This is a genomic window from Rhodococcus sp. ACS1 (assembly GCF_002300155.1).
Classification (GTDB): domain Bacteria; phylum Actinomycetota; class Actinomycetes; order Mycobacteriales; family Mycobacteriaceae; genus Rhodococcus_F; species Rhodococcus_F koreensis.
The window spans coordinates 93,173-118,278 of the sequence record NZ_NSDZ01000006.1 but is presented as its reverse complement, the minus strand read 5'-3'; the positions used below and the strand labels follow the sequence as shown (position 1 = coordinate 118,278).

Sequence of the window (25,106 nt, the reverse complement as noted above, 5' to 3'; positions counted from 1 at the left end):
CTTCCCGTCGGTCCGCTCCGGAATACCTCAAACGTCACCACTACCGTGTCGCCGAGTCTCCGACACAGTCTGCACGGCGATCGGATTTCGGGGATATCCCCTCGGCCGCACGGTTCGTGGCCCTACCCTGGACACGCCGTAATGCACTCCCCCTGGACGCCTGCGCGCAGTGCGCAGGGCCAGCGCGCCGAGAGGTCGTCAGATGCTCCTCAGATCGAGTGTGGTCGTCTTGTCCTGTGCCGTCGCGGCGGTGCTGTCCGCTTCCCCCGCCCAGGCCACGCCGTCTTCGGGGGTGACCGCACAGATTCTGTTCGAGACGACGGTTCCGGCGGTCGCCGGAAGTTCGGCGGGCACGGATCTGACGCTGCGGCGCATCGAGATCGCCCCCGGCGGCACGACGGGGTGGCATTACCACGACGGCCCGGTGTACGCCTTCGTCGAATCGGGTGTGCTGACGCGCACGCTGCAGGACTGCACGACCGCGGTGACGACCGCCGGTCAGGCGATCACCGAGGACCACGGCAGCGATCACGTCCACGAGGGTTCCAATCTGGGTACGGAACCGCTGGTCCTGCTCGCGTTCTACACCGAACCGGAGGGCAAGCCCCTGTCCGAGGATGCGCCGGCACCGGCCTGCTGACCGGACCGGCCGGGTCATCGTCGCGTGAGAGCGCCGATCCAGGCGATGGCTCCCGCGACGTCGTCCACCGTTGCCGTTGCCGTCGCCGGCGGCAACGGCGGACGGCGAATCATCAGTACCGGGACGCCCAGCGCGCGTGCGGCGTCCAGTTTCGCGTCGGTCTGACCGCCGCCGCTGTTCTTGGTGACGAGAACGTCGATGCGGTGCTCACGCATCAGTGCGGTCTCGTCGGCGACAGCGAACGGCCCGCGGGCCAGGAGCAGCGTCGAGTGCGGCGGCATCGCCACGTCGGGCGGATCGATCGCGCGGATCAGGAACCACAGTGCCTGCAGGTCCGCGAACGCGTCGACGCCCTGCCTGCCGATGGTGAGGAAGACTCTCGTTCCCAGATCGGGCAGCAGTTCGGCGGCGTCGGCAAGGTCCGAGGCGCCGTGCCAATGTTCACCCGGACGCGGCGACCACTCGGGGCGACGGAGAACCACCAGCGGGATGCCGCGACGGTGCGCGGCATCGGCGGCGTTGCTCGTGATCTGCGCCGCGAACGGGTGCGTCGCATCGACGATCGCATCGACGGGATGCGCGCGCAACCACTCCGCGAGGCCGTCCGCTCCCCCGAAACCGCCGATCCGCACGTCACCGACGGGCAGGCGCGGGTCACGGACCCGGCCGGCGAGGGAGGACACGGCCTCGACACCCGGAACGTCCGCGAGTGCCGCGGCCAGCGCGCGGGCCTCCCCGGTGCCGCCGAGGATCAGGATCCGCGTCACGCTCAGTGGGTGGTGCGCTCGCGGGTGGCGGAATACAGGTAGCTGTCCGGAAACCCTTCGGCAGCAAGTACTCTACCGACGATCACCACCGCGGTCTTCGTGACGCCCGCCGCCTTCACCTGATCGGCGATGGTGGCCAGGGTGCCGCGCAGAACGATCTCGTCGGGACGCGACGCGAACGCGACGACAGCGGCCGGACAGTCGCGGCCGTAGTTCTCGGTGAGTTCTTCGGCGATCTGATCGATCCGGTGCGCACCCAGGTGCACCACCATCGTGGCGCCGCTACGGCCGAGGGAACGCAGGTCCTCACCCTCCGGCATCGCGGTCGACAGGGTGGACACGCGGGTCAGCACAATCGACTGCGAGACACCGGGAACGGTCAGTTCCCGACCCAGCGACGCCGCCGCCGCGGTGAACGCGGGCACCCCGGGCACCACCTGGTATGCGACCCCGGCGGATTCGAGCCGGCGGACCTGTTCGGCGACGGCACTGAAGATCGACGGGTCACCCGAATGCAGTCGCGCGACGTCCTGACCGGCCGCGTCGGCGTCGATCAGCAGGGCGACGATCTCGTCGAGACTCAGACGCGCCGTGTCGATCACCCGCGCCCCCTCGGGGCATTCCGCCAGGAGTTCCTGCGGGACGAGGCTGCCCGCGTACAGACAGACGGGGCTGGCGGCGATGATCCGCTGCGCGCGAACCGTGATCAGGTCGGCCGCACCGGGACCGGCTCCGATGAAGTACACCGTCATGCCACAACACCTTTCGACTGCTTCGTCACCGACCACTGCGCCACCGGCAGTTGCGGCCGCCACGCGGTGAACCCACCGAGCGGCTCCCCTCGGTACACCTGAAATTTGCGGAGCTGCCCACCGCAGTGTGAGAACCACTGCAGCAGGAGCGCTTCCGATTCCGCCGTCACCGCGTTGGCCACCATCCGGCCGCCGACCCGGAGCCGGGACCAGCACTCGTCCAGCAGACCGTCCTGGGTGACGCCACCGCCGACGAAGATCGCGTCCGGCGCGGACAGTTCGGCGGGCACGTCGTCGAATGCCGCGGGTGCGTCGCCGAACACGGCGAGGGACGGCACTCCGAGCGCTTCGGCGTTCGACGCGATCTGGTCGACGCGTGCCGCACTGCGCTCGAAAGTCACTGCCCGGCAAAGGGGGTGAGTACGCATCCATTCGATCGCGACGGTGCCCGATCCGCCTCCTACGTCCCACAGCGACTCCCCCGCCGCGGGTGCGAGGGCGCACAGTGTCAGGGCGCGGATCTCGTGTTTGGTCATCTGCCCGTCACCGGTGAACGCGGCGTCGGGCAGTCCCGGCAGCCGCGTCAGCCGGACGGCGCCGGCCTCGGCGCGGCAGTCGATCGCGATCACGTTCAGCCGGGGTCCCGGCACGGATGACCACGCCGACGCCGTTCCGTCGAGTCTCGACTCGCCGGGTCCGCCCAGTTCGCCGAGCACGGTGAGCCGGGACGGTCCGAACCCCCGTCCCGTCAGGAGTTCGGCGACGGCCGCGGGGGTGTGCTCGTCGCGGCTCAGCACCAGCAGTCGCGTCCGATCGCCGAGTGCCGGCAGGAGCGTGTCCACGGGCCGGTTCACGAGACTGACCACCGGTGTCTCGTGCGCCGCCCAGCCCAGCCGGGCGCAGGCCAGGGTGGCGGAGGACGGGTGCGGGATCACCCGCACGCGGTCCGCGCCGAGGAGTCCGACGAGGGTGACGCCGATGCCGTGGAACATCGGGTCTCCGCTGGCCAGCACACAAATCCGCCGGCTGTGGTGCTGCTCGAACAGGCCGGGCAGCGCCGGGACCAGCGGCGACGGCCAGGTCACCCGCAGCGCAGGCGACTCGGGAATCAGGGCGAGTTGGCGCCCCGAACCCATCACGACGTCGGCGGCCTCGATCTCGCGCCGTGCAGACGGCGACAGACCGTCCCACCCGTCGGCACCGATACCGACGACGACGATCGGGTCGGTCATCGCGGCATCCGGCGCCAGATCGCCTGCGGCAGCAGTCGCATGACGAAGAACACCGGTCGCAACCGTCCCGGCACCCACACTCGGCTCGCGCCGCGGCGCAGGCCCCGCACGGTCGCGTCCGCGACCTGCGCCGGCGTGCTCGACATCGGCGCGGGCGACATTCCCTCGGTCATCCGGCCGATCACGAAGCCGGGCCGCACGAGCAGCAGGGACACACCGCTGCCGTGGAGGGCGTCGCCCAGACCGGAGGCGAACCCGTCCAGTCCGGCCTTCGCCGACCCGTAGACGTAGTTGGCGCGGCGCACCCGGACACCCGCGACGGACGAGAACACCACGATCCGTCCCGACCGCTGCTCCCGGAGCAGGGTGGCGAGATGGGTGAGCACAGAGACCTGCGCCACGTAGTCGGTGTGGACCACGGCGACGGCGTGCCGTGCGTCCCGCTCGGCGCGCGCCTGGTCGCCCAGAATGCCGAACGCCAGCACCGCCACCGACAGCGGGCCGCGGGCGTCGACGACGGATCTCAGCAGCTTCTCGTGGCTGTCGAGGTCGTCGGCGTCGAATTCCACGCAGTCCACCGCGGACGCTCCCGCATCGAGCAGCGCCTGCCGCTCGGCGGCGAGTTCGGTGCTGCGGCGGGCGGCGAGGACGATCGTGCGGCCGGGCGCGAGCCGGGAGGCGATCTCGAGGCCGATCTCGCTGCGACCACCGAGCAGGAGTACCACCCCGTCGTCGGGCTTTCCGCTGTTCTTCTTCGATCCCAGGCTCACCCGTCCAGTGTCCTGGATTACCGTCGGGGGATGGACCGCACCCCCTCCACCCCGATCCGCCTGCCCGACGCGGCGCTCGCCTTCCTCGGCGAATACCACCTCGGGACGCTCACCACGCTTCGCAAGAACGGCACCCCGCACGTCGTCGCCGTCGGCTTCACCTGGGATCAGGAGCACGGGCTGGCACGGGTCATCACCAACGGCTCCTCGCAGAAGGCCCTCAACGCCGAACGCGGAGGGTACGGCGCGGTCAGCCAGGTGGACGGACCGCGCTGGATGACGCTCGAAGGTCCCGCCCGGGTCCTCACCGACCCCGAATCCGTCGCCGACGCCGTGGCCCGCTACGCCGCGAGGTACCGCCAGCCCCGGGTGAACCCGACACGGGTGGTCGTGGAGATCGCCGTCAGCCGCGTACTCGGCTCGGCTGCGCTGCGTCACGACTGAACCGCAGCTTCCACGGGACCCGCGCCGACTCGAGCTGCACCGCGAGGCTCATCTTGGACACGCCGTCGGTGCGTTCCTCGAACCGGATCGGGACCTCGGCGATCGTCATGCCGCGTTGCACCACCCGGTAGTTCATCTCCACCTGGAACGCGTACCCGTTGCTCTGCACACCCTCGACGTCGATGGCCCGCAGCGTGTCCGCGTGCCACGCCTTGAACCCGGCGGTGGCGTCCTTGACCCGCAACCGCAGGATCGCGTTGACGTAGAAGTTCGCCCACGCCGACAGCGCCTTGCGGTGCCAGGGCCAGTCGCTGGCGACCGCGCCGCCCGCCATGTAGCGGGAGCCGAGCACGACGGCCGCATCCGTCGTCGTCAGCGTCTCCACCATCCGCGGGATGGCCTCGGTGGGGTGCGACAGGTCGGCGTCCATCTGGATCACGATGTCCGCGCCCTCGGACAGCGCCCGCGTCATTCCGGCAACGTAGGCCCGCCCGAGGCCGTCCTTCACGGTCCGGTGCAGCACACCGACCGGGATCGGACCGCTCTGTGCGAGCGTGTCGGCGACCTCACCGGTGCCGTCCGGCGAGTTGTCGTCGACGACCAGCACGTGCAGGTTCGGGATGGCCAACGCCGCGAGAAGCTCGACGATCTTGGGCAGGTTGTCGCGTTCGTTGTAGGTCGGGACGACGACGGTTACCTTCGGGGCGACGCTTTCCATGACACCTTCGGTTGATCTGTGATCCCGACTCTCCGCGGACGTGCAGCGGCGAGTGCGGTCGTGAACAAATGGGAGATGTTACTACCCGCGCCGCACCGCCCCGCACACTCCCGGTTCCCGCGGCGTACTCAGCCCGGGAGAACCGTCAACCCGTGCGGCCGGGTGTTGACCGGCTCACAGCCGTCGGCGGTCACGATGACGATGTCCTCGATGCGGGCACCCCACTCCCCGCGGAAGTAGATTCCCGGTTCCACACTGAAGGCCATCCCCTCGGTCAGTTCGATCGCGTTACCCGAGACGATGTACGGCTCCTCGTGCACCGACAGACCGATTCCGTGCCCGGTCCGGTGCACGAACACCTCGGCGAGCCCCTGCGCGGCCAGCAGGTCCCTGGCGGCCGCGTCGACCGCCTCGGCGGTGACGCCGGGCCGCACCAGGGCGACCGCCGCCGCCTGCGCCTGCTCGAGCACCGCGAACTTCTCGGCCACACCCGGATCGGGTTCACCCATGCTGTAGGTGCGGGTGGAGTCGGAGTTGTAACCGGGTTCGACGGGTCCGCCGATGTCGATGACCACGACGTCACCCGACTCGACGACCCGCTCGGACACCTCGTGGTGCGGGTCGGCGCCGTGCGGTCCCGAGCCGACGATGACGAACGCCGCCTCGGTGTGCCCCTCGTCGAGGATCGCCGCCGTGATGTCCGCCGCCACCGCGGCCTCGGTGCGGCCGACCTTCAGGAACTCTCCCATCCGGGCGTGGACCCGGTCGATGGCCTGACCGGCCCGGCGCAACGCGTCGATCTCCGCGTCGTCCTTGACCATCCGCAGCTCCCGCAGCACCTCGGTGGCCAGGACCGGCAGCGCCCCGAGCGCCTCGGACAGCGGAATCAAGTGCAGCGCCGGCATCGCATCCGTGACGGCGGTCCGCGCAGGAGACGGCAGCAGACCCGACACCAGCGCGTACGGGTCGACCCCGTCCACCCAGTCGCGGACCGTCAGACCCAGTTCGGACGTGGCGGATTCGGTCAGCGCGGCCAGTTCGAGCCGCGGCACGACCACGGACGCGGTGTCGCCGGTCGCCGGAATCACCAGGCAGGTGAGCCGTTCGAACGACTCCGCGCGCGAACCCAGCAGATACCGCAGATCGGGTCCGGGCGTGATGAGGAGGCCGTCGAGTCCGGCATCGCGGGCCAGGGCGCCTGCGCGCGCGATCCGGCCGGCATAGATGGTCGTCGGGAAGCGTGAAGTCGATGCGCCGAGGGAACTCATGGCTTCAGGCTAAACCGGTTTGGCAGGATGAGGGTCATGACAGGGCCTCTGCTTCTCCTCGACGGTGCCAGCCTGTGGTTTCGCGCGTACTACGCGCTACCCGACTCGATCACCTCACCTGACGGTCGATCCGTCAACGCAGTGCGCGGATTCACCGACATGGTGGCCGCACTGATCACCAAGCACCAGCCGTCCCGGCTCGCGGTGTGCCTCGACCTGGACTGGCGGCCCGCGTTCCGCGTCGAAGCGGTGCCCACCTACAAGGCGCACCGGGTGGCCGAGGACACCGGCGGGGCGGAGGAAGAGGTCCCCGACACCCTGTCGCCACAGGTCCCGATGATCCTGGATGTCCTGGCCGCCACCGGAATCGCGACCGCGGGCGCGGAAGGTCTCGAAGCCGACGACGTTCTCGGCACCCTCGCCGCCACCGAGACCCGCGACCCGGTCGTCGTCGTCACCGGCGACCGCGACCTCCTGCAGGTCGTCACGGACGACCCGGTGCCCGTGCGGGTGCTGTACGTGGTACGCGGACTCGCCAAGGCAGAGTTGCTCGGGCCCGAAGAAGTGGCGGCCAAGTACGGGGTGCCCACCGATCGGGCCGGCGAGGCCTACGCCGAACTCGCGCTGCTGCGCGGCGACTCGTCCGACGGACTGCCGGGCGTGAAGGGCATCGGCGAGAAAACCGCGTCCAGCCTGATCATGCAATACGGATCGCTCGCCGCACTGCGGGCCGCGGCCGTCGATCCCGAATCGGACATGGCGAAGGGTGCGCGCGCGAAGTTCGCCGCCGCGGCCGACTATCTCGACGCGGCGCTGCCGGTGGTGCGGGTCGTGCGCGACGCGGACGTCGAACTGTCCCGCGAAGACACGCTGCCCGCCGAACCGGTCGACGCGGACCGGCTCGGCAGGCTGGCGGACGAACTCGGAATCGAGAACTCCGTGGGACGCCTCACGACGGCGATGAAAAAGGTGGCCGCCGCACGGGTTCCGTGACGGCCGGGTGGGCCGCCGCCTAGCTGGGGCGGCTCACCTCATACGTGCCCTTGTCGTCGGTGAAGGTGAGAGTGACCTGCTTCTTCTCACCGTCGACGGTGAGGCTGCACGTGAAACTGTTGCCCTTCTTCACTTCCTGACCCGAGGGGCAGGTGACACCGGACACGTTCTCGGCGCCGTACGAATCGGTGACGATGCGCTCGACACCGTCCTCCGCCGCCTTCTGATCGAGAGTGTCCGTGCCGAACACCGTGAACGCCAGCACCAGAGCGATACCCACGATCACCAGCAGTGCCACCACACCGCCGATGATCAACGGCAGCTTCGATTTCCCCGAGGACGGAGGCTGACCCCACTGCTGCTGGCCGGGGGCCGGCCCCCACTGCTGCGGCTGACCCGGTTGCTGACCCCACTGCGGCTGCCCGGGCTGCTGAGGCTGCTGGCCCCACTGCCCCGGACCCGGCTGTCCGAGCTGACCGGGCTGCGGCTGCTGACCCCACTGCGGCTGTCCGGGCTGCTGACCCCACTGCGGCTGCCCGGGCTGCTGAGGCTGACCCGGTTGCTGACCCCACGGCTGGGCGGGCGGCTGCTGACCGTACTGCGGCGCGCCGTACTGGCCGCCGGTCTGGTCAGGATTACCCTGGCCCGGTTGCTGTCCCTGGGCCCATTGCCCGTTCGGGTCGTTCGGTCCGTAAGGGCCGCTCATCGTCGCCTCCCGCTCACGTGTCAAGTTTTGTACCTACCGTAACGCCCCACCATCGGATTCGGGCCCTCGGACGGCGTGCGAATCCAACCACACGGCGTCGGGTCACGCAGCATCCACGGCGACAACGCCGCGACGGATCGCCGCGACCGCACGACTCGCCGCCTTGCCGACCTCCGGATCGGGCGACGTCGAACGGACCTGCTCGAGGAGGTCGATCACCTGTCGGCACCACCGCACGAAGTCGCCGGCGGACAGCGCGCGCCCCTGGTCTCCCGCCGCGATCAGCGCCTCGACGAGCGAATTGTCGCTGGCCCAGTGGTAGATCGCGGCGGCGAAGCCGAAGTCCGGTTCACGGGTGGGCGGCAGCTTGTGCCGAATCTCGTCCGCCCGCAGTTCCCGCCACACCCGCACGGTCTCGTCGAGGGCGTGCCGCAGCGCTCCCGGACCGCCGCTCTCGACTGTGTCCCCCTCGCGGCGCGATTCGAAGATCACAGCGGACGCGACGGCGGCGAGTTCCGCGGGCCCGAGCCCCTTCCACACACCCTGCCGGAGGCACTCGGCCACCAAGAGGTCGCTCTCGCAATAGATCCGGCTCAACCGGGTGCCGTGCTCGGTGGCATCGGGGTGCTCACCCGCCGAGACGTAGTCGCGCTCGGCGAGCAGCGACAGGATCCGATCGAACGTGCGCGCCAACGAGTTCGTCGTGGCGGCGACCTTCTGCCGCATCGTCTCCGTCTCGCGGGCCAGCCGGTTGTAGCGCTCACCGATCCGGCTCAGCTGCTCGCGGTCGGGCCAGCTGTGGCACGGATGCTGCCGGATCGCGCGCCGCAGCCGCGCGATCTCGGCGTCGTCTCCGGCCGCACCCGACTTCTTCCGCTTCCGCCGGCCCGGGGCGACGATTCCGGTGCTGCGCAACGCCGATGCCAGATCGCGTCGCACCCGGGCCGTGTGGTGATCGAAGCGTCGCGGCAACCGCATCGATCCCAAAGACCGTGCCGGCTCGGGGAAGTCGCCCGCCGACACCCGGCCCGCCCACTTCGCCTCGGTGAGGATCAACGGCTTCGGGTCCGTCGGATCCCGGTCCGGTTCCAGCACCACCGCCAGACCGGAGTGCCGTCCCACGGGGATCGCGATCACGTCGCCGCGCCGCAGGGCGACGAGCGACGCGACGGCGGCGTCCCGGCGTTCGGTCCGGCCTGCGCGTTCGAGCGATCGTTCCCGGCTGCTCAGTTCCTCCCGCAGCCGCGCGTACTCGAAGTACTCGCCGTCCTCGCCGCCGAGCCGTTCGCTGAGCGTGGTGAGCGCGGCCTCGTTGCGTTCGATGCCGCGCGTCAGGCCGACCACCGACCGGTCGGCCTGGAACTGGGCGAACGACCGCTCGAGCATGGCCCGCGATTCCGCCGCACCCATGCGGTCGACCAGGTTGATAGTCATGTTGTAGCCGGGACGGAACGAACTGCGCAGCGGGAACGTGCGGGTGGACGCCAGCCCGGCGACGTCCACCGGTTCCACCCCGGGCTGCCACAGGACCACCGCGTGACCCTCGACGTCGATGCCGCGACGTCCCGCCCGGCCCGTGAGCTGGGTGTACTCCCCCGGGGTGAGTTCGGCGTGAGCCTCGCCGTTGTACTTGACGAGGCGTTCGAGGACGACGGTGCGGGCGGGCATGTTGATGCCGAGCGCCAGCGTCTCGGTGGCGAACACGGCCCGGACCAGTCCCTTGACGAACAACTCCTCTACCGTCTGCCGGAACGCGGGCAACATCCCCGCGTGGTGCGCGGCGAGGCCACGTTCGAGCGCCTTGCGCCATTCCCAGTACCCGAGGACCTCCAGATCGGCCTTCGGCAGTTCGCCGGTGTGGGCGTCGACGATGGTCCGGATCTCGGCGACCTGCTCCGGCGTCGTCAGATCGAGTCGGGATCGCAGGCACTGGGCCAGCGCGGCGTCGCACCCGGCCCGGCTGAAGATGAACGTGATCGCCGGGAGGAGCCCCTCGTCGTCGAGGCGGGAGATCACTTCCGGCCGGGGCAGCGGCCGGAAATCGCTGGAGTACCCGCGGCCGCCGCCGCGTCGTCCCCTGCCCCGCGACTCCCACGAGTCGGCCCGTTCGAGGGCCTGCCGCTGCTTGACGTGACGCACCAGATCCTGGTCGACCACCAGATCCTTGCGGGCGTCCCCGCTGCGCGCCCTCGTGTCGAACAGGTCGAACAGCCGCTTTCCGACCATGATGTGCTGCCACAGCGGGATCGGGCGGTTCTCGTCGACCACCACGGTGGTGTCGCCGCGCACCGTCTCCATCCACGCACCGAACTCCTCGGCGTTGCTGACGGTCGCCGACAGACTGACGAGCCGGACGTCCTCGGACAGGTGCAGGATCACCTCTTCCCACACCGCCCCACGGAACCGGTCGGCCAGGAAGTGCACCTCGTCCATGACGACGTGCGACAACCCGCGCAGCGCGGCGGAATCGGCGTACAGCATGTTCCGCAACACCTCGGTGGTCATCACGACCACCGGGGCGTCCGAGTTGATGCTCGAATCTCCGGTCAGCAGCCCGACGGTGTCCTTGCCGTAGCGTCGCACCAGTTCCGCGTACTTCTGATTGCTCAGCGCCTTGATCGGTGTGGTGTAGAAGCACTTGCGACCGGCCGCGAGCGCCAGGTGCACGGCGAATTCGCCGACCACCGTCTTTCCCGCGCCGGTCGGGGCGCAGACGAGGACGCCGTGGCCGCCCTCGAGCGCGCGGCAGGCGTTGATCTGGAAGGGGTCGAGCACGAAACCGAGCTGCGCCGAGAACACATCGAGTTCGGTGCCGCCGGTCCTGTCACCTGTTGTCACTGCCACCCCGTCAGATTGTCACAGGGTGTCGGAGAAGTCCTGACCCGGTGTGTTGCTGCCGGTCGTGCTCGCGTCGTCGTTCTTGTTCGCAGCACCGGACTTCCCGGACTTGCGGGAACGACGGAACCGGCCCGCGGGCTCGGGGACCGCGGTGGCGGCCACGTCGAACGACTCGTTCAGGTCCGACGGCGCCGCGATCGTCGACGCCTCGTCGTCGTCGAGGGCACCCCACTCCTGCTCCGTGCGACGAGCCTTGCGGCGGTCGTTGACGCGGGCGATCTGCACGGCGATCTCGAACAGCAGCGTCAACGCGAACGCGAGCGCGAGCATCGAGAACGGGTCCTGACCGGGTGTGGCGATCGCGGCGAACACGAAGAGGGCGAAGATCAGGCCGCGGCGCCACGCCTTGAGCTTCGCGTAGGACAGGATGCCGACGAAGTTCAGGGCGACGATGAGCAGCGGGATCTCGAAGCTGACGCCGAAGATGATCAGCAGGTTGATGATGAACCCGAAGTACTCCGCGCCGCCGAGTGCGGTGATCTGGACGTTGTCGCCGATCGTCAGCAGGAAATGCAGGGCCTTCGCGACGACCACGTACGCCAGAACGGCGCCGGCCATGAACAGCGCCGCGCCGGACACCACGAAGCCGATCGCGTAGCGGCGTTCCTTCGCGTACAAGCCGGGGGTGATGAACGCCCACAGTTGGTACAGCCAGATGGGGCAGGCGAGGACGACGCCCGCCGTGAACGCGACTTTGAAGCGGAGCATGAACTGCTCGAACGGTCCGGTCGCGAGAAGTCGGCACGACCCGTCGTGGCTCAGGTCGGCGCGACTCGACTCCGGCAGCGAACAGTACGGCCCACGCAGGAGTTCGCCGAGACTCTCGATGCCGAAGATCTCGTGGGAGTACCAGAAGAAGCCCACCGCGGTGGTGACCACGATGGCCAGCACCGACAGGAGCAGTCGCGTGCGCAGCTCGTAGAGGTGATCGACCAACGACATCGTGCCGTCGGGGTTGGTCCTCCGCTTGCTGTGGCGCGGATCGAACGGAATTCGCACTGTTGTTCGCCCTAGTCTTGGTCAGCAGTCAACCGGGGTGAAGAGTCACCCCGGTTGTCAGGCGGCTCGGGCTACGCCGACTTGGGCTCGGTGTGCTGCGACTGCGGCTGCACCGGCGCCGGAGGAGTGACCGGTGCGGTGGTGGTGTCCGCCACGGGCAGCTCGGCGGGCGCGCTCTGCGCGGGGGGCGCACTCTGCGCGGTGGGCGCCGGCGTGCTGTTGTCGTTCTGCATCTCCTTGACCTCGCTCTTGAAGATGCGGAGCGAACGGCCGAGTCCACGAGCCGCGTCGGGCAGCTTCTTGGAACCGAACAGGATGACGACGACCAGCGCGACGATGGCCCAGTGCCAGGGGCTCATGGCTCCCATGATGAAACCTCCAAAAGATCAGGTGACCCTGATGCTACCGGACATACACGGCACCGGTTCGGTCGAAACCGGCTAGTTGCGCTGCCGTTTCCCTGCCGGTTTCCTGGGTCCCCGCTGTGAGCGCAGATCGGCGAGCAAAGCGTCCCCGGACCACTGCCGGTTCCCGCCCGCCTCGGCCTCGCGGATCAGTGCGACCAGCCTCGCGTTCACCGGCGCGGCCGTCCCCGACGCCTCCGCCAGGCGCACGATCTCCCCACTGATCCAGTCCACTTCGGTGCGCCTGCCCGCCTCGAGGTCGTCCCACATCGACGACCGCGCGTGCGGGTCGATGGCCAGCATCCGACTACCCGCCACCCGGAACACTCCGTCCGGGACGGTCAGCAACCGGGGAATCCACTGCGGCGGCAGCGGTGTGAGCTTGGCGACAGCGATACCGCGGGCGGCCAGCAGTGCGAGGGCTTCCCGCTGCGCCAAGGCGAGAGCCCGGCGGAACGGCCGCCACGACAACTCCTCGCGGAGCGGCAGACCGGACAGGGCGTTGACCGGGTTGTTCAGGTTGAGCAGCAGCTTCGCCCACTGCACCGAACGGAAGTCCTCATGGGCGTGCAGCGGCAGTCCGGCGTCGTCGAACACCGGCGCGAATGCGCGCACCGCCGGATGCTGCTCGATCTCGAGGTCGCCCTCGGAACCCTGGTGAAAGTGCCCGTCGCCGCGGTGCACCACGTTGAACGGCACCATCGCCGCGAGAACGACCTGCTCCGGGAGTGCGGCGCGCAGGGTGTCCGCGTTGCCCAGCCCGTTCTGGGCGCTGACCACGACGGTGCCGGGGCCGATCGCCGACGCGAGTGTGGCACCCGCCTCCGGTGTCCCCGCCGACTTCACCGACACGACGACGAGATCGGCGGTGGCCGCCGACGCGGCCCCGGTGTCGAAGGCGATGTCGGGGGCACCGACGCGGATGTCCGATCCGTGCAGGTCCGTCAGCCGCAACCCGTGGTCACGGATCTCGGTCCCGACCCGCTCCCGGCCGATCAGGGTCACCTCGGCGCCGGCTGCGGCGAGCCGGCCCCCGAGATAGCACCCGATGCTGCCCGCCCCGAACACACTGATCCGCAGCGGACGCGCGGCGCCGGTCATGCCTCGACAGCCTCGTACGCGGACAGCGCCTCCACGGCCCGGCGGCGCACCTCGTCGACCAGAGCGGGTGGTTCGAGCACGGTGATTCCGGAACCGAACCCGAGCACGAGCCGGGCCATCCACTCCAGCGCCCCGTAACTCATGGTCGCCTCGACCGAACCGTCGGCGGCGACCGTGGCGACATCCATCGGGTAGTAGTCGAGCACCCACACACAGTCGGCGCGGATGTGCAACCGTGCCTGGGGAAGGGATGCGTCGCCGCTGAACAACTCCAGGTTGGAGTCTCGCACGAGCGCCTGCGCCGGCGGGGTGGACGGCTCGTCCAGTTCGGTGGCGGCGTCGATCCGGTCGAGGCGGAACAGCCGGACCCCCTCGGCCTGCCGGCACCACGCCTGCAGATAGCTGTGATTGTCGACCAGCACGATCCGCACCGGGTCCACAGTGCGCTCGGTGACCCGGTCCCGGGACGCCGAGTAGTACGTCAAGTGGAGGGCCCGCCGGCGATGGAGTGCGGATCGCACCGCGGCGGCGATGGGATCTTCCGGCACGTCCTCCACCGCGTCCCGCTCGGACGCCGGCGTCACCGCCGCACGGGCCGCCGCGGTGCCCGCGGCGTTCTCGATCTTCGCGATCGCACTGTGCGCGGCGGACGGGTCGACCATGCCCGGCAACTCCACCAGCGAACGCAGGGCAATCAGCAGGGCGGTCGCCTCGGTGGACGTCAACCGCAGCGGACGGTCGATGCCCGCCGAGAACGTCACCTCGATGCTCTCCTCGGAGAACGACAGGTCGATGAGGTCACCGGGACCGTAGCCGGGCAGCCCGCACACCCACAACTGGTTGAGGTCGGACATCAGCTGTGTGGTGGTGACGCCCAGTTCGGCGGCGGCCTCGGCGGCGCTCATCCCGGGGTTCGCGATGAAATACGGCACCAGGTTGAGGAGCCGGGACAGTCGCGACGACAGCCTGTTGCTCACGACGTCCCCCCTTCCCCTGCGGCGTCCTTCAGCTTGGTCAGCACCTCGTGTCGTAGTTCCGGCGGATCGAGGACCAGGGCGTCCGCCCCGTGACCCGCGACCAGCCGCGCGATCCAGTCCCGGGAGTGGACGGGGATCCGGAGCACGGTGCCGCTGCGCTCGTTCACCCGCTTCTCCTCCGCGGTGGTCGCCAGTCGGCGCAGTTCCTGGGCTCGGCCCTCGGCCACCCACACGGTGGCGGTGCCGGTGACCTCACCCGAACCGGTGACCCGGTCGACGATGTCCCTGAGGTCGACGCCCGCGGGTTTGTGGACGACCCCCGACGGTCCGAACTCCGTCACGTCGTCGCCGATCCGCGACAGCCGGAACGTCCGGACGGCTCCCCGGTCGACGTCGTGACCGACGAGGTACCACCGGCCGTGGGCGGTGACGACACCCCACGGTTCCACGGTGCGTTCGGTGTACGGCTCGTTGAGAGCCCCGCGGTGCGGGAAGTGCACGGCGCGGCCGGCGTCGACCGCCGCCAGCAGCTTGCCGAGCGCCGGTTCGGAGCCGCGGGTGCGGGCGGGCACCGCCGTGATCGGGGTGGCCGCCGAATCCGGATCGACCTGCACACCCGCCGCACGCAGCTTGAGCAGCGCCCCCTGCGCCGCGGACGTCAACTCCGGCGACTCCCACAGCTGAACGGCCACCGCGACGGCCGCCGACTCCTCCTGGCTGAGGTCGATGTCGGGGAGCTCGTACGCATTGCGGTTGATCCGGTAGCCCTCGACCGTCGAGAACCGCGACGCCTGCCCGGTCTCGAGCGGAACACCGAGATCCCGCAACTCGTTCTTGTCGCGTTCGAACATGCGGCTGAACGCCTCGTCGCTGGCGGAGTCGGCGTACCCGGCAACGCTCTCGCGAATCTTCTCGGCGGTGAGGAACTGTCTGGTGGACAGCAAACAGATCACCAGGTTCATCAAGCGCTCGATCTTGGAAGTCGGCACGCCGGGAAGCCTAGTGGGTGAGCCCGTTACGGACTCCCCGAGCGCCGCTACATCGAGGCAATCAGCCGCTCCACCCGCTCGTCGACCGACCGGAACGGGTCCTTGCACAGCACGGTCCGCTGGGCCTGGTCGTTGAGCTTGAGATGCACCCAGTCGACCGTGAAGTCGCGTCCGGCCTCCTGCGCGGCGGTGATGAATTCGCCGCGCAGCTTCGCCCGGGTGGTCTGCGGCGGAGTGTCCACCGCGGCCTCGATGGTCTCGTCCTCGGTGATCCGCTTCACCAGACCCTTGCGCTGCAGCACGTCGAACACGCCGCGACCGCGTTTGATGTCGTGGTACGCCAGATCGAGTTGCGCGATCTTCGGGTCGGCCAGTTCGAAGCCGTGCCGGTCCTGGTAGCGCTGGAACAGCTTGCGCTTGATCACCCAGTCGATCTCCGTGTCGACCTTTGCGAAATCCTGCGTCTCGACGGCGTCCAGCATGCGGCCCCACAGGTCGACCACCTGCGTGACCTGCGGATCGGGGTCGCGGTTCTGCAGGTGTTCGACGGCGCGGGCGTGGTACTCCCGCTGGATGTCGAGGGCGCTGGCCTGCCTGCCGCCTGCGAGCCGCACCGGGCGGCGCCCGGTGACGTCGTGGCTGACCTCGCGGATGGCGCGGATCGGGTTGTCGAGCGCGAAGTCGCGGAACGACACCCCGGCCTCGATCATCTCGAGCACGAGCGCCGCCGTGCCCACCTTCAGCATCGTGGTGGACTCGGACATGTTGGAATCGCCGACGATCACGTGCAGGCGGCGGTACTTCTCCGCGTCGGCGTGCGGCTCGTCGCGGGTGTTGATGATGGGCCGCGACCGCGTGGTCGCCGAGGACACGCCCTCCCAGATGTGCTCGGCGCGCTGCGACAGGCAGAACGTGGCCGCCTTCGGCGTCTGCAGTACCTTGCCGGCGCCGCAGATCAGCTGCCGCGTCACCAGGAACGGGAGCAGCACGTCCGAGATCCGGGAGAATTCGCCGGCCCGCGCCACGAGGAAGTTCTCGTGACAGCCGTACGAATTACCCGCCGAGTCCGTGTTGTTCTTGAACAGGTAGATGTCGCCGCCGATGCCTTCCTCGGCGAGCCGCTGCTCGGCGTCGATCAGCAACTCCTCGAGGACGCGCTCACCCGCCCGGTCGTGGTTGACCAACTGGATGAGGTTGTCGCACTCGGCTGTCGCGTATTCGGGGTGCGAGCCGACGTCCAGATACAGGCGGGCACCGTTCCTGAGGAACACGTTGGAACTCCGGCCCCACGACACCACCCGCCGGAACAGGTAGCGCGCAACCTCGTCCGGGCTCAGTCGCCTGTGACCATGGAAGGTGCAGGTCACACCGAACTCTGTCTCAATTCCCATGATTCGTCGCTGCACACCTCGAGAGTACAACGCCGATCACCCGGCGGAGCGGGAAAACCGTCCGGCGACACTCCGCGCCTACGCTGAGACGGTGAACCGACACCTGCACCGCATCCACCGGGCCGACGAAATCGTGTTCGGCCGCAGCGCAGATCTGCGCCCCTCCGAGGTCGACCGGGCGATGCGCTTCCTCAGTCACGCGGCCGACAAGGGGGTCTTGTGGTGGTGCGTGGCGGCGCTGCTGGGACTGGTCGGCGGACGCGCCCGGCGCGGTGCCGTGCGGGGCCTGCTGTCCCTCGCGATGGCGAGCGGTCTCGCCAACGGCATCCTCAAACCGGTGTTCCCGCGGCGGCGCCCTCCCGCCCGCGCGTGGACGAACGCGCTGCGCGGGGTGCCGATCCCCCGGTCCTCGTCCTTCCCGTCGGGACATTCGGCGTCGGCGGCGGCGTTCACCACGGGTGTCGCCCTGGAATCGCCCGCGGCCGGTGCCGCACTCGCCCCCCTCGCGGCCGCGGTCGCGTACTCCCGGGTGCACAACGGCGTGCACTGGCCGTCGGACGTCGTCACCGGGCTGATACTGGGCGGGGCCGTCGCTTCGGGAACCCGCCGCTGGTGGGCGGTGCGCACCGAGGACCCGGCGGAACTGGGCCGCGCGGTCGACGCGCCGGCGCTGCCGGGCGGTGAGGGCCTGCTCGTGCTGGTGAACCAGGAGTCCGGGCCGGACACTGTGGATCCCAGTGAGGAGATCGCCACCGCACTCCCGAACGCGCACGTGCGCGCCCTCGACACCGACCACGATTTCGCCGAGCAACTCGACGCCTGGGTGGCCGAGACGAATCCGCGTGCACTCGGGGTGTGCGGTGGGGACGGGACCGTGGTCGCCGTCGCGTCCGCGGCGGCGCGTCATTCGCTGCCGCTGGCGGTGTTCCCCGGCGGCACACTCAATCACTTCGCGCGCGACGCCGGCGTCGCCGACATCTCGGACACCGCGAAGGCCGTCGAGACCGGACGTGCGGTTCTCGTCGACCAGGCCGTCGTCCACACCGATGTCGAGGAACCCGCCCCGTTCCTCAACACCGCCAGTCTCGGCGGCTACCCCGACGCGGTGCGGCTGCGGGAGAAGTGGCAGCCCCGGTACGGGAAGTGGCCCGCGGCCTGTGCGGCGATGATCCGGATTCTCTCCGCGGCAACACCGCTCGCCGTCACCATCGACGGCAGGCCCGTGAAGGTGTGGATGTTGTTCGTGGGGAACGGTCGGTATTCCCCCGGCGATCAGGTTCCGATGTCGCGTCCCGCCATCACCGGCGGACTGCTCGACGTCCGCTACGTGCGGGCCGACCGGCGAGCGTCCCGGCCGCGGCTACTGTTCGCCGCCGCCACCGGGACGCTCGGAAGCAGCCGGGTGTACGTGCGATCCCTCGTGCCCCGGCTCACCGTCCGCGTGGACGGCTCGCCGGTTGCGCTGGCCACCGACGGTGAAGTGGTCGCCGACGCCCTGCGCTTCGACTTCCGGTCGGCGCCCGAAGCGATCGCGGTGTACCGGCCTCAGTCCTGAGTGTCGGCCGGCTTCGTCTCGGTGTCCGGCTTCGACTCCGGAGCGGGCTCCGAGGCGGCCGCAGGCTCTGCGGGGATCAGCTGTTCGAGCGCGGGTCCGGCGATCCGCCGGAACGCGCGGCGCGGCCGGGACTGATCGAGCACGGCCACCTCGAGGCTGGCCACGTCGACGTTCCGCTTCTCGCCCTCCCCGGCACCGCCCTGACGTAGGGCGTTGACCGCGATACCGACCGCCGCCTCGAGGTCGAGGTCGGCACGGTACGACTCGCGCATGGCGGTCGCGATCGGCTCGGTCGTGCCACCCATCACGACGAAATGCTGTTCGTCGACGATGGATCCGTCGTAGGTGATGCGGTACAGCTGGGGAGCCTTCGGGCTGCCCACGCGCCCGACCTCCGCGACGCAGATCTCCACCTCGTACGGCTTGGGTTGCTCGGTGAAGATCGTGCCCAGGGTCTGCGCGTACGCGTTGGCCAGCGATCGGCCCGTCACGTCACGGCGGTCGTACGAGTAACCGCGCATGTCGGCGTGGACGATCCCTGCGCGCCGCAGATTCTCGAACTCGTTGTACTTGCCGACGGCCGCGAAGCCGAGCCGGTCGTACAGTTCGCTGACCTTGTGCAGCGCGGTGGAGGGATTCTCGGCGACGAACAGCACGCCATCGCGGAACGTGAGCACCACGACGCTGCGTCCGCGGGCAATTCCCTTGCGCGCCAATTCCGAGCGGTCCCGCATGATCTGCTCGGCGGAGGCGTAATACGGCATGGTCATCGCGCAGACCCCCCTTGTTCGGTGCGCTCGGCGACGATGCGCCGAGCCAACTCGGACGTCGTCTCCTCGGACACGTGTACGGCACCGGCCTGGGTGATCGTGACCGCGGTCGGGTAGATGCCGCGGGTCAAGTCGGGCCCACCGGTGGCCGAGTCGTCGTCGGCCGCGTCGTACAGCGATTCGATGGCCGCCCGCAGGGCGGTCTCCTCGTCGCTGTCCGGCGAGTAGATCTTCTTCAGTGCCGACTTCGCGAACAGCGAACCCGAACCGACCGCGTGGTATCCGGCGCGTTCCTCGTACCGGCCGCCGACGACGTCGTACGAGACGATGCGGCCCGCATGGGCCTCGTCGTCCGCGTCGAGGTCGTAGCCGACGAGCAGCGGGACGACCGCGAGACCCTGCATCGCCGCCCCGAGGTTGCCCCGCACCATCGACGCCAGGCGGTTGGCCTTGCCGTCGAAGGTCAGCTGAACGCCCTCGATCTTCTCGTAGTGCTCGAGTTCGACGGCGAACAGGCGGACCAGTTCGATGGCGATGCCCGCGGTGCCGGCGATACCGGCCGCCGAGTATTCGTCGGTGACGTACACCTTCTCGACGTCCCGGCTGGCGATCAGGTTGCCCTGGGTCGCGCGCCGGTCGCCTGCCAGCAGGACGCCACCCTTGTAGGTGAGCGCCACGATCGTGGTTCCGTGCGGTGCGAGATCACCGCTCTCCATCCCGTCACCACCCCGTGTCGAGTGCGAACGATGGCCGATCCGATTCTCCGGCAGCAATTCTGGTGCGTGACCACGCAGATACTCGGTGAACGAGCTCAGATTCGAACCGAAACTGAGTCTCGTGTCACCGTCGCCTGTCCGCAATGCCGGTCGATCCGCCGTCACTGGCCGCCCTTCTGGACATAGGCCCGGACGAAGTCCTCGGCGTTCTCCTCGAGCACGTCGTCGATCTCGTCGAGCAGGTCGTCGGTGTCCTCGGCCAGCTTTTCGCGACGTTCCTGACCGGCCGCACCGTCACCGCCCGGGGTGTCGTCCTCGTCGCCGCCGCCAGTTCGTTTGGTCTGCTCTTGCGCCATCGCCGCCGACCTCCTTGTGTGAAGGGAGCTCTTCTTCCGAGCGTCCTGTGCTGCCAAGCAGTCTGACTACATCATCCGCTCGGACCTTCACCCTACCGAGCGTCGCCGCCCCACGTGTGCCGACGCGACGGCGAGTTCCGGGCAGATCCGTGCGGGAACGGCCGAGATGTCAGTTCGTGAGCTCGTCGACGAGCTCTTTCGCGGTCTCCACCGACTCCAGCAACTCCCCCACGTGCGCCTTGCTGCCCCGCAGCGGCTCGAGGGTGGGAATGCGGACCAGGGAGTCGCCACCGAGATCGAAGATCACCGAATCCCAGCTCGCAGCCGCGATGTCGGCGCCGAACTTGCGCAGGCATTCACCGCGGAAGTAGGCGCGGGTGTCGGTCGGCGGGGTGTCGACGGCGTCGAGCACCGCCTGCTCCGACACCAGGCGCTCCATCGACCCGCGGGCGACGAGCCGGTTGTACAGACCCTTGTCGAGGCGGACGTCCGAGTACTGCAGGTCGACCAGATGCAGTCGCGGCGCGGACCAGTTGAGGCCCTCCCGGTTCCGGAAACCCTCGAGCAGACGCAGCTTGGCCGGCCAGTCCAGCAGGTGGGCGCATTCCATCGGGTCCCGCTCGAGGAGGTCGAGCACCATCGCCCACTTCTCCAGCAGATCGGCCACGCGGGGGTCGTCGTTGCCCTCGGCGGACATGAACTTGTCGACCCGGTCCAGATAGATCCGCTGCAACGCAAGCCCGGTCAGTTCCCGGCCGTCGGCCAGCGCGACCGTGGCGCGCAGCGTCGGGTCGTGGCTGATGTGGTGCACGGCGGTGACCGGTCGGGCCAGCTGCAGGTCGGTGAGGTCGACACCGGCCTCGATGAGGTCGAGGACCAGCGCCGTCGTCCCGACCTTCAGGTACGTGGACATCTCGGCGAGGTTCGCGTCGCCGATGATGACGTGCAGACGCCGGTACTTGTCCGCGTCGGCGTGCGGTTCGTCGCGGGTGTTGATGATGCCGCGCTTGAGCGTGGTCTCGAGCCCGACCTCCACCTCGATGTAGTCGGCCCGCTGGGACAGCTGGAAGCCGGCCTCGTCACCGGACTGGCCGATGCCCACCCGGCCCGACCCGCAGATCACCTGACGGGACGCGAAGAACGGCGTCAGCCCGTTGATCACCGCAGAGAACGGCGTGGCCCGGGACATCAGGTAGTTCTCGTGGGTGCCGTACGACGCGCCCTTGCCGTCCACGTTGTTCTTGTACAGCTGCAGTCGCGGGGCACCGGGGACGCTCGACGCGTGCCGGGCGGCCGCCTCCATCACGCGTTCGCCGGCCTTGTCCCAGATGACGGCGTCCAGGGGGTCGGTGACCTCCGGGGCCGAGTACTCGGGGTGCGCGTGGTCGACGTAGAGCCGGGCGCCGTTGGTGAGGATCATGTTGGCCGCGCCGACCTCGTCGGCGTCGATGACGGGCGCCGGGCCGCTGAGCCGGCCCAGGTCGAATCCGCGGGCGTCCCGCAGCGGGGATTCCACCTCGTAATCCCATCGGGTGCGCTTGGCGCGCGGCACTCCCGCGGCTGCCGCATAAGCCAGCACCGCCTGGGTGGACGTCAAGATCGGATTGGCCGAAGGCTCGCTGGGTGAGGAGATTCCGTACTCGACTTCGACACCGATGATCCGCTGCATGCTGCCGAGCCTATGCGATCACCCACGCCACCCGGCGGCACACTCCTGCCGCGCGAGCCGTCGGTGTCCGGCGACTAGCCCGGCGAGCACTCCAGGTACTGGTCCGCCGCGATCACCTCGAGCACGGTCCGGACCCCGGGCGGCGCCCAGGAGTGGGTGCCGTCGGTGCCGATTCGAGGGTCCGTCAGGTGCACCGTCCGGCGGCGCGTCACGATGGTGCATCCGCCCGCCGCCACCACGTTTCGCACCCAGTCGCTGTGCGCTCCGTACGTGAGGGCGAACCGGTAGCGGCCGTCCACGACGAACACGTTGACGGGCGTGCGATACGTCCTACCGGATGTGCGGCCGCGGTGCTCGACCACGGCGAACCCGGGCAGGATTGTCGCGACGCGACGGCTCACCCGGTTGGTGAGGACCCGGTTGAATCGGGCGATCGAACGCGGCAACGCCATGAACTCTCACCCCTTCGGCACCGGAACGAGCAACCGACCTCGACAGTACCGACGTTCGCCGGGGTGCTGGCAGGATCGACTCATGGATTCCGCACCGAACACCCCACCCGGCACGGACGAAGTGGTGGCGGTGTTCGACAGTTCCGGGCGACCGGTGGGATCGGCCGCGCGTTCCCGTGTCTACGCCGAGGGACTGTGGCACGCGAGCGCCGGGGTCCTCGTCCGATCTGGTGACGAGCAGCGCCTCTACGTGCACCGGCGGTCGGACACGAAGACGGTGTTCGCCGGACACCACGACTGCCTGGCCGGCGGGGTGGTCGATCCCGGGGAGACGCCGGAAGAGGCGGCGGGCCGGGAACTGGCGGAGGAACTGGGCATCACCGGGGTGAGCCTCACCCCCATCGCGAGGGTGGCGTGGGACGGCGAGTGGCAGGGCCTGCGGCTGCGCTGCCACCTGTACGCCTACGAGACGCACTGGGACGGGCCCGTCGTCCACCAGGCCAGCGAGATCGCGTCGGGCTGGTGGTGGACACCCCACGAACTGGTGACACACCTGCGCGACCCGCGGTGGCCGTTCGTGCCGGACACGAGGGCACTCCTCGAGGACTACCTCGTCGCACGGGACCGCTGACACACGGCCGACCCGCGCGGCGGGAACCGTCCCCGGTTCCCGCCGCGCGGGTCGTACCGATCGGCCTACAGGTACTGGCCGGTGTTGGACTCGGTGTCGATGGCGCGGCTCGCGCTCGCGTTCTTACCGGTGACCAACGTGCGGATGTAGACGATCCGCTCACCCTTCTTGCCCGAGATCCGGGCCCAGTCGTCGGGGTTGGTGGTGTTCGGCAGGTCCTCGTTCTCCGAGAACTCGTCGACGATGGAGTCGAACAGGTGCTGGACGCGCAGGCCCGGGGCACCGGTGTCGAGCACCGACTTGATCGCGTACTTCTTGGCGCGGTCGACGATGTTCTGGATCATCGCCCCCGAGTTGAAGTCCTTGAAGTACAGGACCTCCTTGTCGCCGTTGGCGTACGTGACCTCGAGGAAGCGGTTCTCCTCGCTCTCGGCGTACATACGGTCGACGACCCGTTCGATCATCACCCGGATGCAGGCCGTGCGGTCGCCACCGAACTCCGCGATGTCGTCGCTGTGCACCGGCAGTGTCTCGACGAGGTACTTCGAGAAGATGTCCTGCGCCGACTCCGCGTCGGGGCGTTCGATCTTGATCTTCACGTCGAGGCGGCCGGGGCGCAGGATCGCGGGGTCGATCATGTCTTCGCGGTTGGAGGCGCCGATCACGATGACGTTCTCGAGTCCCTCGACACCGTCGATCTCACTGAGCAGCTGCGGCACGACGGTGGTCTCGACGTCGGAGGAGACACCCGACCCGCGGGTGCGGAAGATCGAATCCATCTCGTCGAAGAACACGATCACCGGGGTGCCCTCGGACGCCTTCTCCCGGGCCCGCTGGAAGATCAGCCGGATGTGCCGCTCGGTCTCGCCGACGAACTTGTTCAGCAGCTCGGGGCCCTTGATGTTGAGGAAGTAGGACTTGGCTTCCTTGCTGTCCTGCCCCCGGGCCTCCGCGATCTTCTTCGCGAGGGAGTTGGCGACCGCCTTGGCGATGAGCGTCTTGCCGCACCCGGGCGGACCGTAGAGGAGCACACCCTTCGGCGGGCGGAGCTCGTATTCGTGGAACAGGTCCTTGTGGAGGAACGGCAACTCGACGGCGTCACGGATCTGCTCGATCTGCCGGCCGAGGCCGCCGATGTCGTCGTAGTGGACGTCGGGAACCTCTTCGAGGACGAGATCCTCGACCTCGGCCTTGGGGATCCGCTCGAACGCGTACCCGGCCTTCGTGTCGACGAGGAGGGAGTCGCCCGGCCGTAGTTTGCGGGTGGGCGATTCGGCGTCGTACGCGACCGACTCTCGTTCGCTGTCCGCGTACACGGTGGCGAGGGGTTCGGCCAGCCAGACGATCCGTTCCTCGTCGGCGTGACCGACCACGAGGGCGCGCTGACCGTCGTCGAGGACCTCGCGAAGTGTGCTGATCTCACCGACACGCTCGAAGTTGCCCGCTTCCACGATCGTGAGTGCCTCGTTGAGGCGCACGGTCTGGCCGAGCTTGAGGGTCTCGGCGTCGACATTCGGGGAGCAGGTCAACCGCATCTTGCGTCCGGAGGTGAACACGTCCACGGTCTGATCGTCGTGCACTCCGAGCAGCACGCCGTATCCGCTCGGCGGCTGGCCGAGGCGATCGACTTCCTCTCGGAGCGCAATGAGCTGCTGACGGGCCTCCTTGAGGGTGTCCATCAACTTGGTGTTCCGGATGGACAGCGAGTCCACTCGCGATTCCATCTCACGAAGCTGTTCCGGCGACTCCGCGAGCTGCCTGCGCAGTGCCGACGCCTCCGCGCGCAACGCCTCGAGCTCTCGTGCGGCCGCAACCGAATCGGGGTTCTCTGTCGAGCTCATGTGCGTCTCCTCCCAATGAGATCTATCAACGCTACCGGCACTGCCCGAATTCTGCGCCGTGACACGG

At 69.2% G+C, this 25,106-nt stretch carries 25 protein-coding genes; 5 read left to right on the top strand and 20 right to left on the bottom strand.

What is annotated here, in order from left to right; genetic code table 11:
• The first annotated feature begins 202 nt into the window (after positions 1–202).
• Complete coding sequence (locus CJ179_RS29085; RefSeq protein ID WP_095863693.1) at positions 203–640, top strand: cupin domain-containing protein; 438 nt, start codon at positions 203–205, stop codon at positions 638–640.
• Positions 641–654: 14 nt separating this feature from the next.
• Here CJ179_RS29085 and CJ179_RS29080 read toward each other — a convergent pair whose 3' ends face one another.
• The 4 genes from CJ179_RS29080 to CJ179_RS29065 are packed head-to-tail and all read right to left on the bottom strand — an operon-like array spanning position 655 to position 4,161.
• Positions 655–1,407 (bottom strand): cobalt-precorrin-6A reductase, encoded by a 753-nt coding sequence (locus CJ179_RS29080; RefSeq protein ID WP_095863692.1) that lies wholly within the window; start codon positions 1,405–1,407, stop codon positions 655–657.
• 2 nt (positions 1,408–1,409) lie between these two features.
• Complete coding sequence (gene cobM, locus CJ179_RS29075; protein WP_095863691.1) at positions 1,410–2,159, bottom strand: precorrin-4 C(11)-methyltransferase; 750 nt, start codon at positions 2,157–2,159, stop codon at positions 1,410–1,412.
• Positions 2,156–3,391, bottom strand: a complete 1,236-nt coding sequence (gene cbiE, locus CJ179_RS29070) for a precorrin-6y C5,15-methyltransferase (decarboxylating) subunit CbiE (protein ID WP_095863690.1) — start codon at positions 3,389–3,391, stop codon at positions 2,156–2,158. The genes cobM and cbiE overlap by 4 nt, the downstream gene beginning before the upstream one ends.
• Positions 3,388–4,161: an SDR family NAD(P)-dependent oxidoreductase gene (locus tag CJ179_RS29065; protein WP_095863689.1), complete on the bottom strand. Its 774-nt coding sequence runs from the start codon at positions 4,159–4,161 to the stop codon at positions 3,388–3,390. The genes cbiE and CJ179_RS29065 overlap by 4 nt, the downstream gene beginning before the upstream one ends.
• A 30-nt stretch (positions 4,162–4,191) precedes the next feature.
• Here CJ179_RS29065 and CJ179_RS29060 point away from each other — a divergent pair, with 30 nt between their 5' ends.
• Positions 4,192–4,605 carry a TIGR03618 family F420-dependent PPOX class oxidoreductase gene (locus CJ179_RS29060; protein ID WP_012687822.1) on the top strand — a complete coding sequence of 138 codons (414 nt, stop codon included), beginning with the start codon at positions 4,192–4,194 and terminating at the stop codon, positions 4,603–4,605.
• Here the strand turns inward: CJ179_RS29060 and CJ179_RS29055 are convergent.
• On the bottom strand, positions 4,565–5,323 hold the full coding sequence (locus tag CJ179_RS29055; RefSeq protein WP_095863688.1) for a polyprenol monophosphomannose synthase: 759 nt from the start codon (positions 5,321–5,323) through the stop codon (positions 4,565–4,567). The two genes, CJ179_RS29060 and CJ179_RS29055, sit on opposite strands and share 41 nt — an antisense overlap.
• 128 nt (positions 5,324–5,451) lie before the next feature.
• Positions 5,452–6,591 (bottom strand): Xaa-Pro peptidase family protein, encoded by a 1,140-nt coding sequence (locus CJ179_RS29050; protein WP_095863687.1) that lies wholly within the window; start codon positions 6,589–6,591, stop codon positions 5,452–5,454.
• 36 nt (positions 6,592–6,627) lie between these two features.
• On the opposite strand from CJ179_RS29050, the gene CJ179_RS29045 reads away from it, so the two are divergent.
• On the top strand, positions 6,628–7,584 hold the full coding sequence (locus CJ179_RS29045; protein WP_095863686.1) for a 5'-3' exonuclease: 957 nt from the start codon (positions 6,628–6,630) through the stop codon (positions 7,582–7,584).
• 19 nt (positions 7,585–7,603) lie between these two features.
• Here CJ179_RS29045 and CJ179_RS29040 read toward each other — a convergent pair whose 3' ends face one another.
• From CJ179_RS29040 to pafA, 8 genes are all read right to left on the bottom strand, one after another.
• Positions 7,604–8,290 carry a DUF4333 domain-containing protein gene (locus tag CJ179_RS29040; protein ID WP_072941705.1) on the bottom strand — a complete coding sequence of 229 codons (687 nt, stop codon included), beginning with the start codon at positions 8,288–8,290 and terminating at the stop codon, positions 7,604–7,606.
• A 102-nt stretch (positions 8,291–8,392) separates the two neighbouring features.
• On the bottom strand, positions 8,393–11,128 hold the full coding sequence (locus CJ179_RS29035) for an RNA helicase (protein WP_095863997.1): 2,736 nt from the start codon (positions 11,126–11,128) through the stop codon (positions 8,393–8,395).
• A gap of 18 nt (positions 11,129–11,146) precedes the next feature.
• Entirely contained in the window at positions 11,147–12,187 is a 1,041-nt protein-coding gene (gene tatC / locus CJ179_RS29030) for a twin-arginine translocase subunit TatC (RefSeq protein WP_095863685.1), read from the bottom strand.
• Positions 12,188–12,258: 71 nt separating this feature from the next.
• Positions 12,259–12,555, bottom strand: a complete 297-nt coding sequence (tatA, locus tag CJ179_RS29025; protein WP_072941710.1) for a Sec-independent protein translocase subunit TatA — start codon at positions 12,553–12,555, stop codon at positions 12,259–12,261.
• A 72-nt stretch (positions 12,556–12,627) separates the two neighbouring features.
• A complete protein-coding gene (locus CJ179_RS29020) occupies positions 12,628–13,692 on the bottom strand; it encodes a 2-dehydropantoate 2-reductase (protein ID WP_072941713.1) in 1,065 nt (354 codons plus the stop codon).
• Entirely contained in the window at positions 13,689–14,669 is a 981-nt protein-coding gene (locus CJ179_RS29015) for a YafY family protein (protein WP_072941715.1), read from the bottom strand. The genes CJ179_RS29020 and CJ179_RS29015 overlap by 4 nt, the downstream gene beginning before the upstream one ends.
• The gene (locus tag CJ179_RS29010; protein WP_095863684.1) at positions 14,666–15,658 is read right to left on the bottom strand and encodes a YafY family protein; all 993 of its coding nucleotides are present in this window, start codon (positions 15,656–15,658) and stop codon (positions 14,666–14,668) included. Before CJ179_RS29010 ends, CJ179_RS29015 begins: the two co-directional genes overlap by 4 nt.
• 47 nt (positions 15,659–15,705) lie before the next feature.
• The gene (gene pafA / locus CJ179_RS29005) at positions 15,706–17,064 is read right to left on the bottom strand and encodes a Pup--protein ligase (RefSeq protein WP_012687833.1); all 1,359 of its coding nucleotides are present in this window, start codon (positions 17,062–17,064) and stop codon (positions 15,706–15,708) included.
• 76 nt (positions 17,065–17,140) lie between these two features.
• On the opposite strand from pafA, the gene CJ179_RS29000 reads away from it, so the two are divergent.
• Positions 17,141–18,604, top strand: coding sequence for a phosphatase PAP2 family protein (locus CJ179_RS29000; RefSeq protein WP_095863996.1), 1,464 nt, complete (start codon positions 17,141–17,143; stop codon positions 18,602–18,604).
• On the opposite strand, the gene prcA is transcribed toward CJ179_RS29000, so the two are convergent.
• The 5 genes from prcA to CJ179_RS28975 form a co-directional block, all read right to left on the bottom strand.
• Positions 18,595–19,374, bottom strand: coding sequence for a proteasome subunit alpha (gene prcA, locus CJ179_RS28995; RefSeq protein WP_095863683.1), 780 nt, complete (start codon positions 19,372–19,374; stop codon positions 18,595–18,597). The two genes, CJ179_RS29000 and prcA, sit on opposite strands and share 10 nt — an antisense overlap.
• Positions 19,371–20,255, bottom strand: coding sequence for a proteasome subunit beta (gene prcB / locus CJ179_RS28990; RefSeq protein ID WP_072941723.1), 885 nt, complete (start codon positions 20,253–20,255; stop codon positions 19,371–19,373). Before prcB ends, prcA begins: the two co-directional genes overlap by 4 nt.
• Complete coding sequence (locus CJ179_RS28985) at positions 20,252–20,446, bottom strand: ubiquitin-like protein Pup (protein WP_005242990.1); 195 nt, start codon at positions 20,444–20,446, stop codon at positions 20,252–20,254. The genes prcB and CJ179_RS28985 overlap by 4 nt, the downstream gene beginning before the upstream one ends.
• A gap of 169 nt (positions 20,447–20,615) precedes the next feature.
• Positions 20,616–22,115, bottom strand: a complete 1,500-nt coding sequence (dop, locus tag CJ179_RS28980) for a depupylase/deamidase Dop (protein ID WP_007299057.1) — start codon at positions 22,113–22,115, stop codon at positions 20,616–20,618.
• Between the two features lie 74 nt (positions 22,116–22,189).
• Positions 22,190–22,567 (bottom strand): nitroreductase family deazaflavin-dependent oxidoreductase, encoded by a 378-nt coding sequence (locus CJ179_RS28975; protein ID WP_072941725.1) that lies wholly within the window; start codon positions 22,565–22,567, stop codon positions 22,190–22,192.
• An 82-nt stretch (positions 22,568–22,649) separates the two neighbouring features.
• Here CJ179_RS28975 and CJ179_RS28970 point away from each other — a divergent pair, with 82 nt between their 5' ends.
• Positions 22,650–23,198 (top strand): NUDIX domain-containing protein, encoded by a 549-nt coding sequence (locus CJ179_RS28970; protein WP_095863682.1) that lies wholly within the window; start codon positions 22,650–22,652, stop codon positions 23,196–23,198.
• Between the two features lie 65 nt (positions 23,199–23,263).
• On the opposite strand, the gene arc is transcribed toward CJ179_RS28970, so the two are convergent.
• Positions 23,264–25,039 carry a proteasome ATPase gene (gene arc, locus CJ179_RS28965; RefSeq protein ID WP_072941731.1) on the bottom strand — a complete coding sequence of 592 codons (1,776 nt, stop codon included), beginning with the start codon at positions 25,037–25,039 and terminating at the stop codon, positions 23,264–23,266.
• Positions 25,040–25,106: the final 67 nt, after the last annotated feature.

Bases quoted from the DNA above. Each gene is read 5' to 3' on its own strand.
- tatA (WP_072941710.1), bottom strand. From the start codon at position 12,555: ATGGGAGCCATGAGCCCCTGGCACTGGGCCATCGTCGCGCTGGTCGTC.
- CJ179_RS28970 (WP_095863682.1), top strand. From the start codon at position 22,650: ATGGATTCCGCACCGAACACCCCACCCGGCACGGACGAAGTGGTGGCG.
- arc (WP_072941731.1), bottom strand. From the start codon at position 25,039: ATGAGCTCGACAGAGAACCCCGATTCGGTTGCGGCCGCACGAGAGCTC.
- CJ179_RS29040 (WP_072941705.1), bottom strand. From the start codon at position 8,290: ATGAGCGGCCCTTACGGACCGAACGACCCGAACGGGCAATGGGCCCAG.
- CJ179_RS29050 (WP_095863687.1), bottom strand. From the start codon at position 6,591: ATGAGTTCCCTCGGCGCATCGACTTCACGCTTCCCGACGACCATCTAT.
- cbiE (WP_095863690.1), bottom strand. From the start codon at position 3,391: ATGACCGACCCGATCGTCGTCGTCGGTATCGGTGCCGACGGGTGGGAC.
- CJ179_RS29060 (WP_012687822.1), top strand. From the start codon at position 4,192: ATGGACCGCACCCCCTCCACCCCGATCCGCCTGCCCGACGCGGCGCTC.
- CJ179_RS29085 (WP_095863693.1), top strand. From the start codon at position 203: ATGCTCCTCAGATCGAGTGTGGTCGTCTTGTCCTGTGCCGTCGCGGCG.
- CJ179_RS28975 (WP_072941725.1), bottom strand. From the start codon at position 22,567: ATGGCGTTGCCGCGTTCGATCGCCCGATTCAACCGGGTCCTCACCAAC.
- CJ179_RS29020 (WP_072941713.1), bottom strand. From the start codon at position 13,692: ATGACCGGCGCCGCGCGTCCGCTGCGGATCAGTGTGTTCGGGGCGGGC.
- dop (WP_007299057.1), bottom strand. From the start codon at position 22,115: ATGCAGCGGATCATCGGTGTCGAAGTCGAGTACGGAATCTCCTCACCC.
- CJ179_RS29045 (WP_095863686.1), top strand. From the start codon at position 6,628: ATGACAGGGCCTCTGCTTCTCCTCGACGGTGCCAGCCTGTGGTTTCGC.
- prcA (WP_095863683.1), bottom strand. From the start codon at position 19,374: ATGACCATGCCGTATTACGCCTCCGCCGAGCAGATCATGCGGGACCGC.
- CJ179_RS28985 (WP_005242990.1), bottom strand. From the start codon at position 20,446: ATGGCGCAAGAGCAGACCAAACGAACTGGCGGCGGCGACGAGGACGAC.
- CJ179_RS29055 (WP_095863688.1), bottom strand. From the start codon at position 5,323: ATGGAAAGCGTCGCCCCGAAGGTAACCGTCGTCGTCCCGACCTACAAC.
- cobM (WP_095863691.1), bottom strand. From the start codon at position 2,159: ATGACGGTGTACTTCATCGGAGCCGGTCCCGGTGCGGCCGACCTGATC.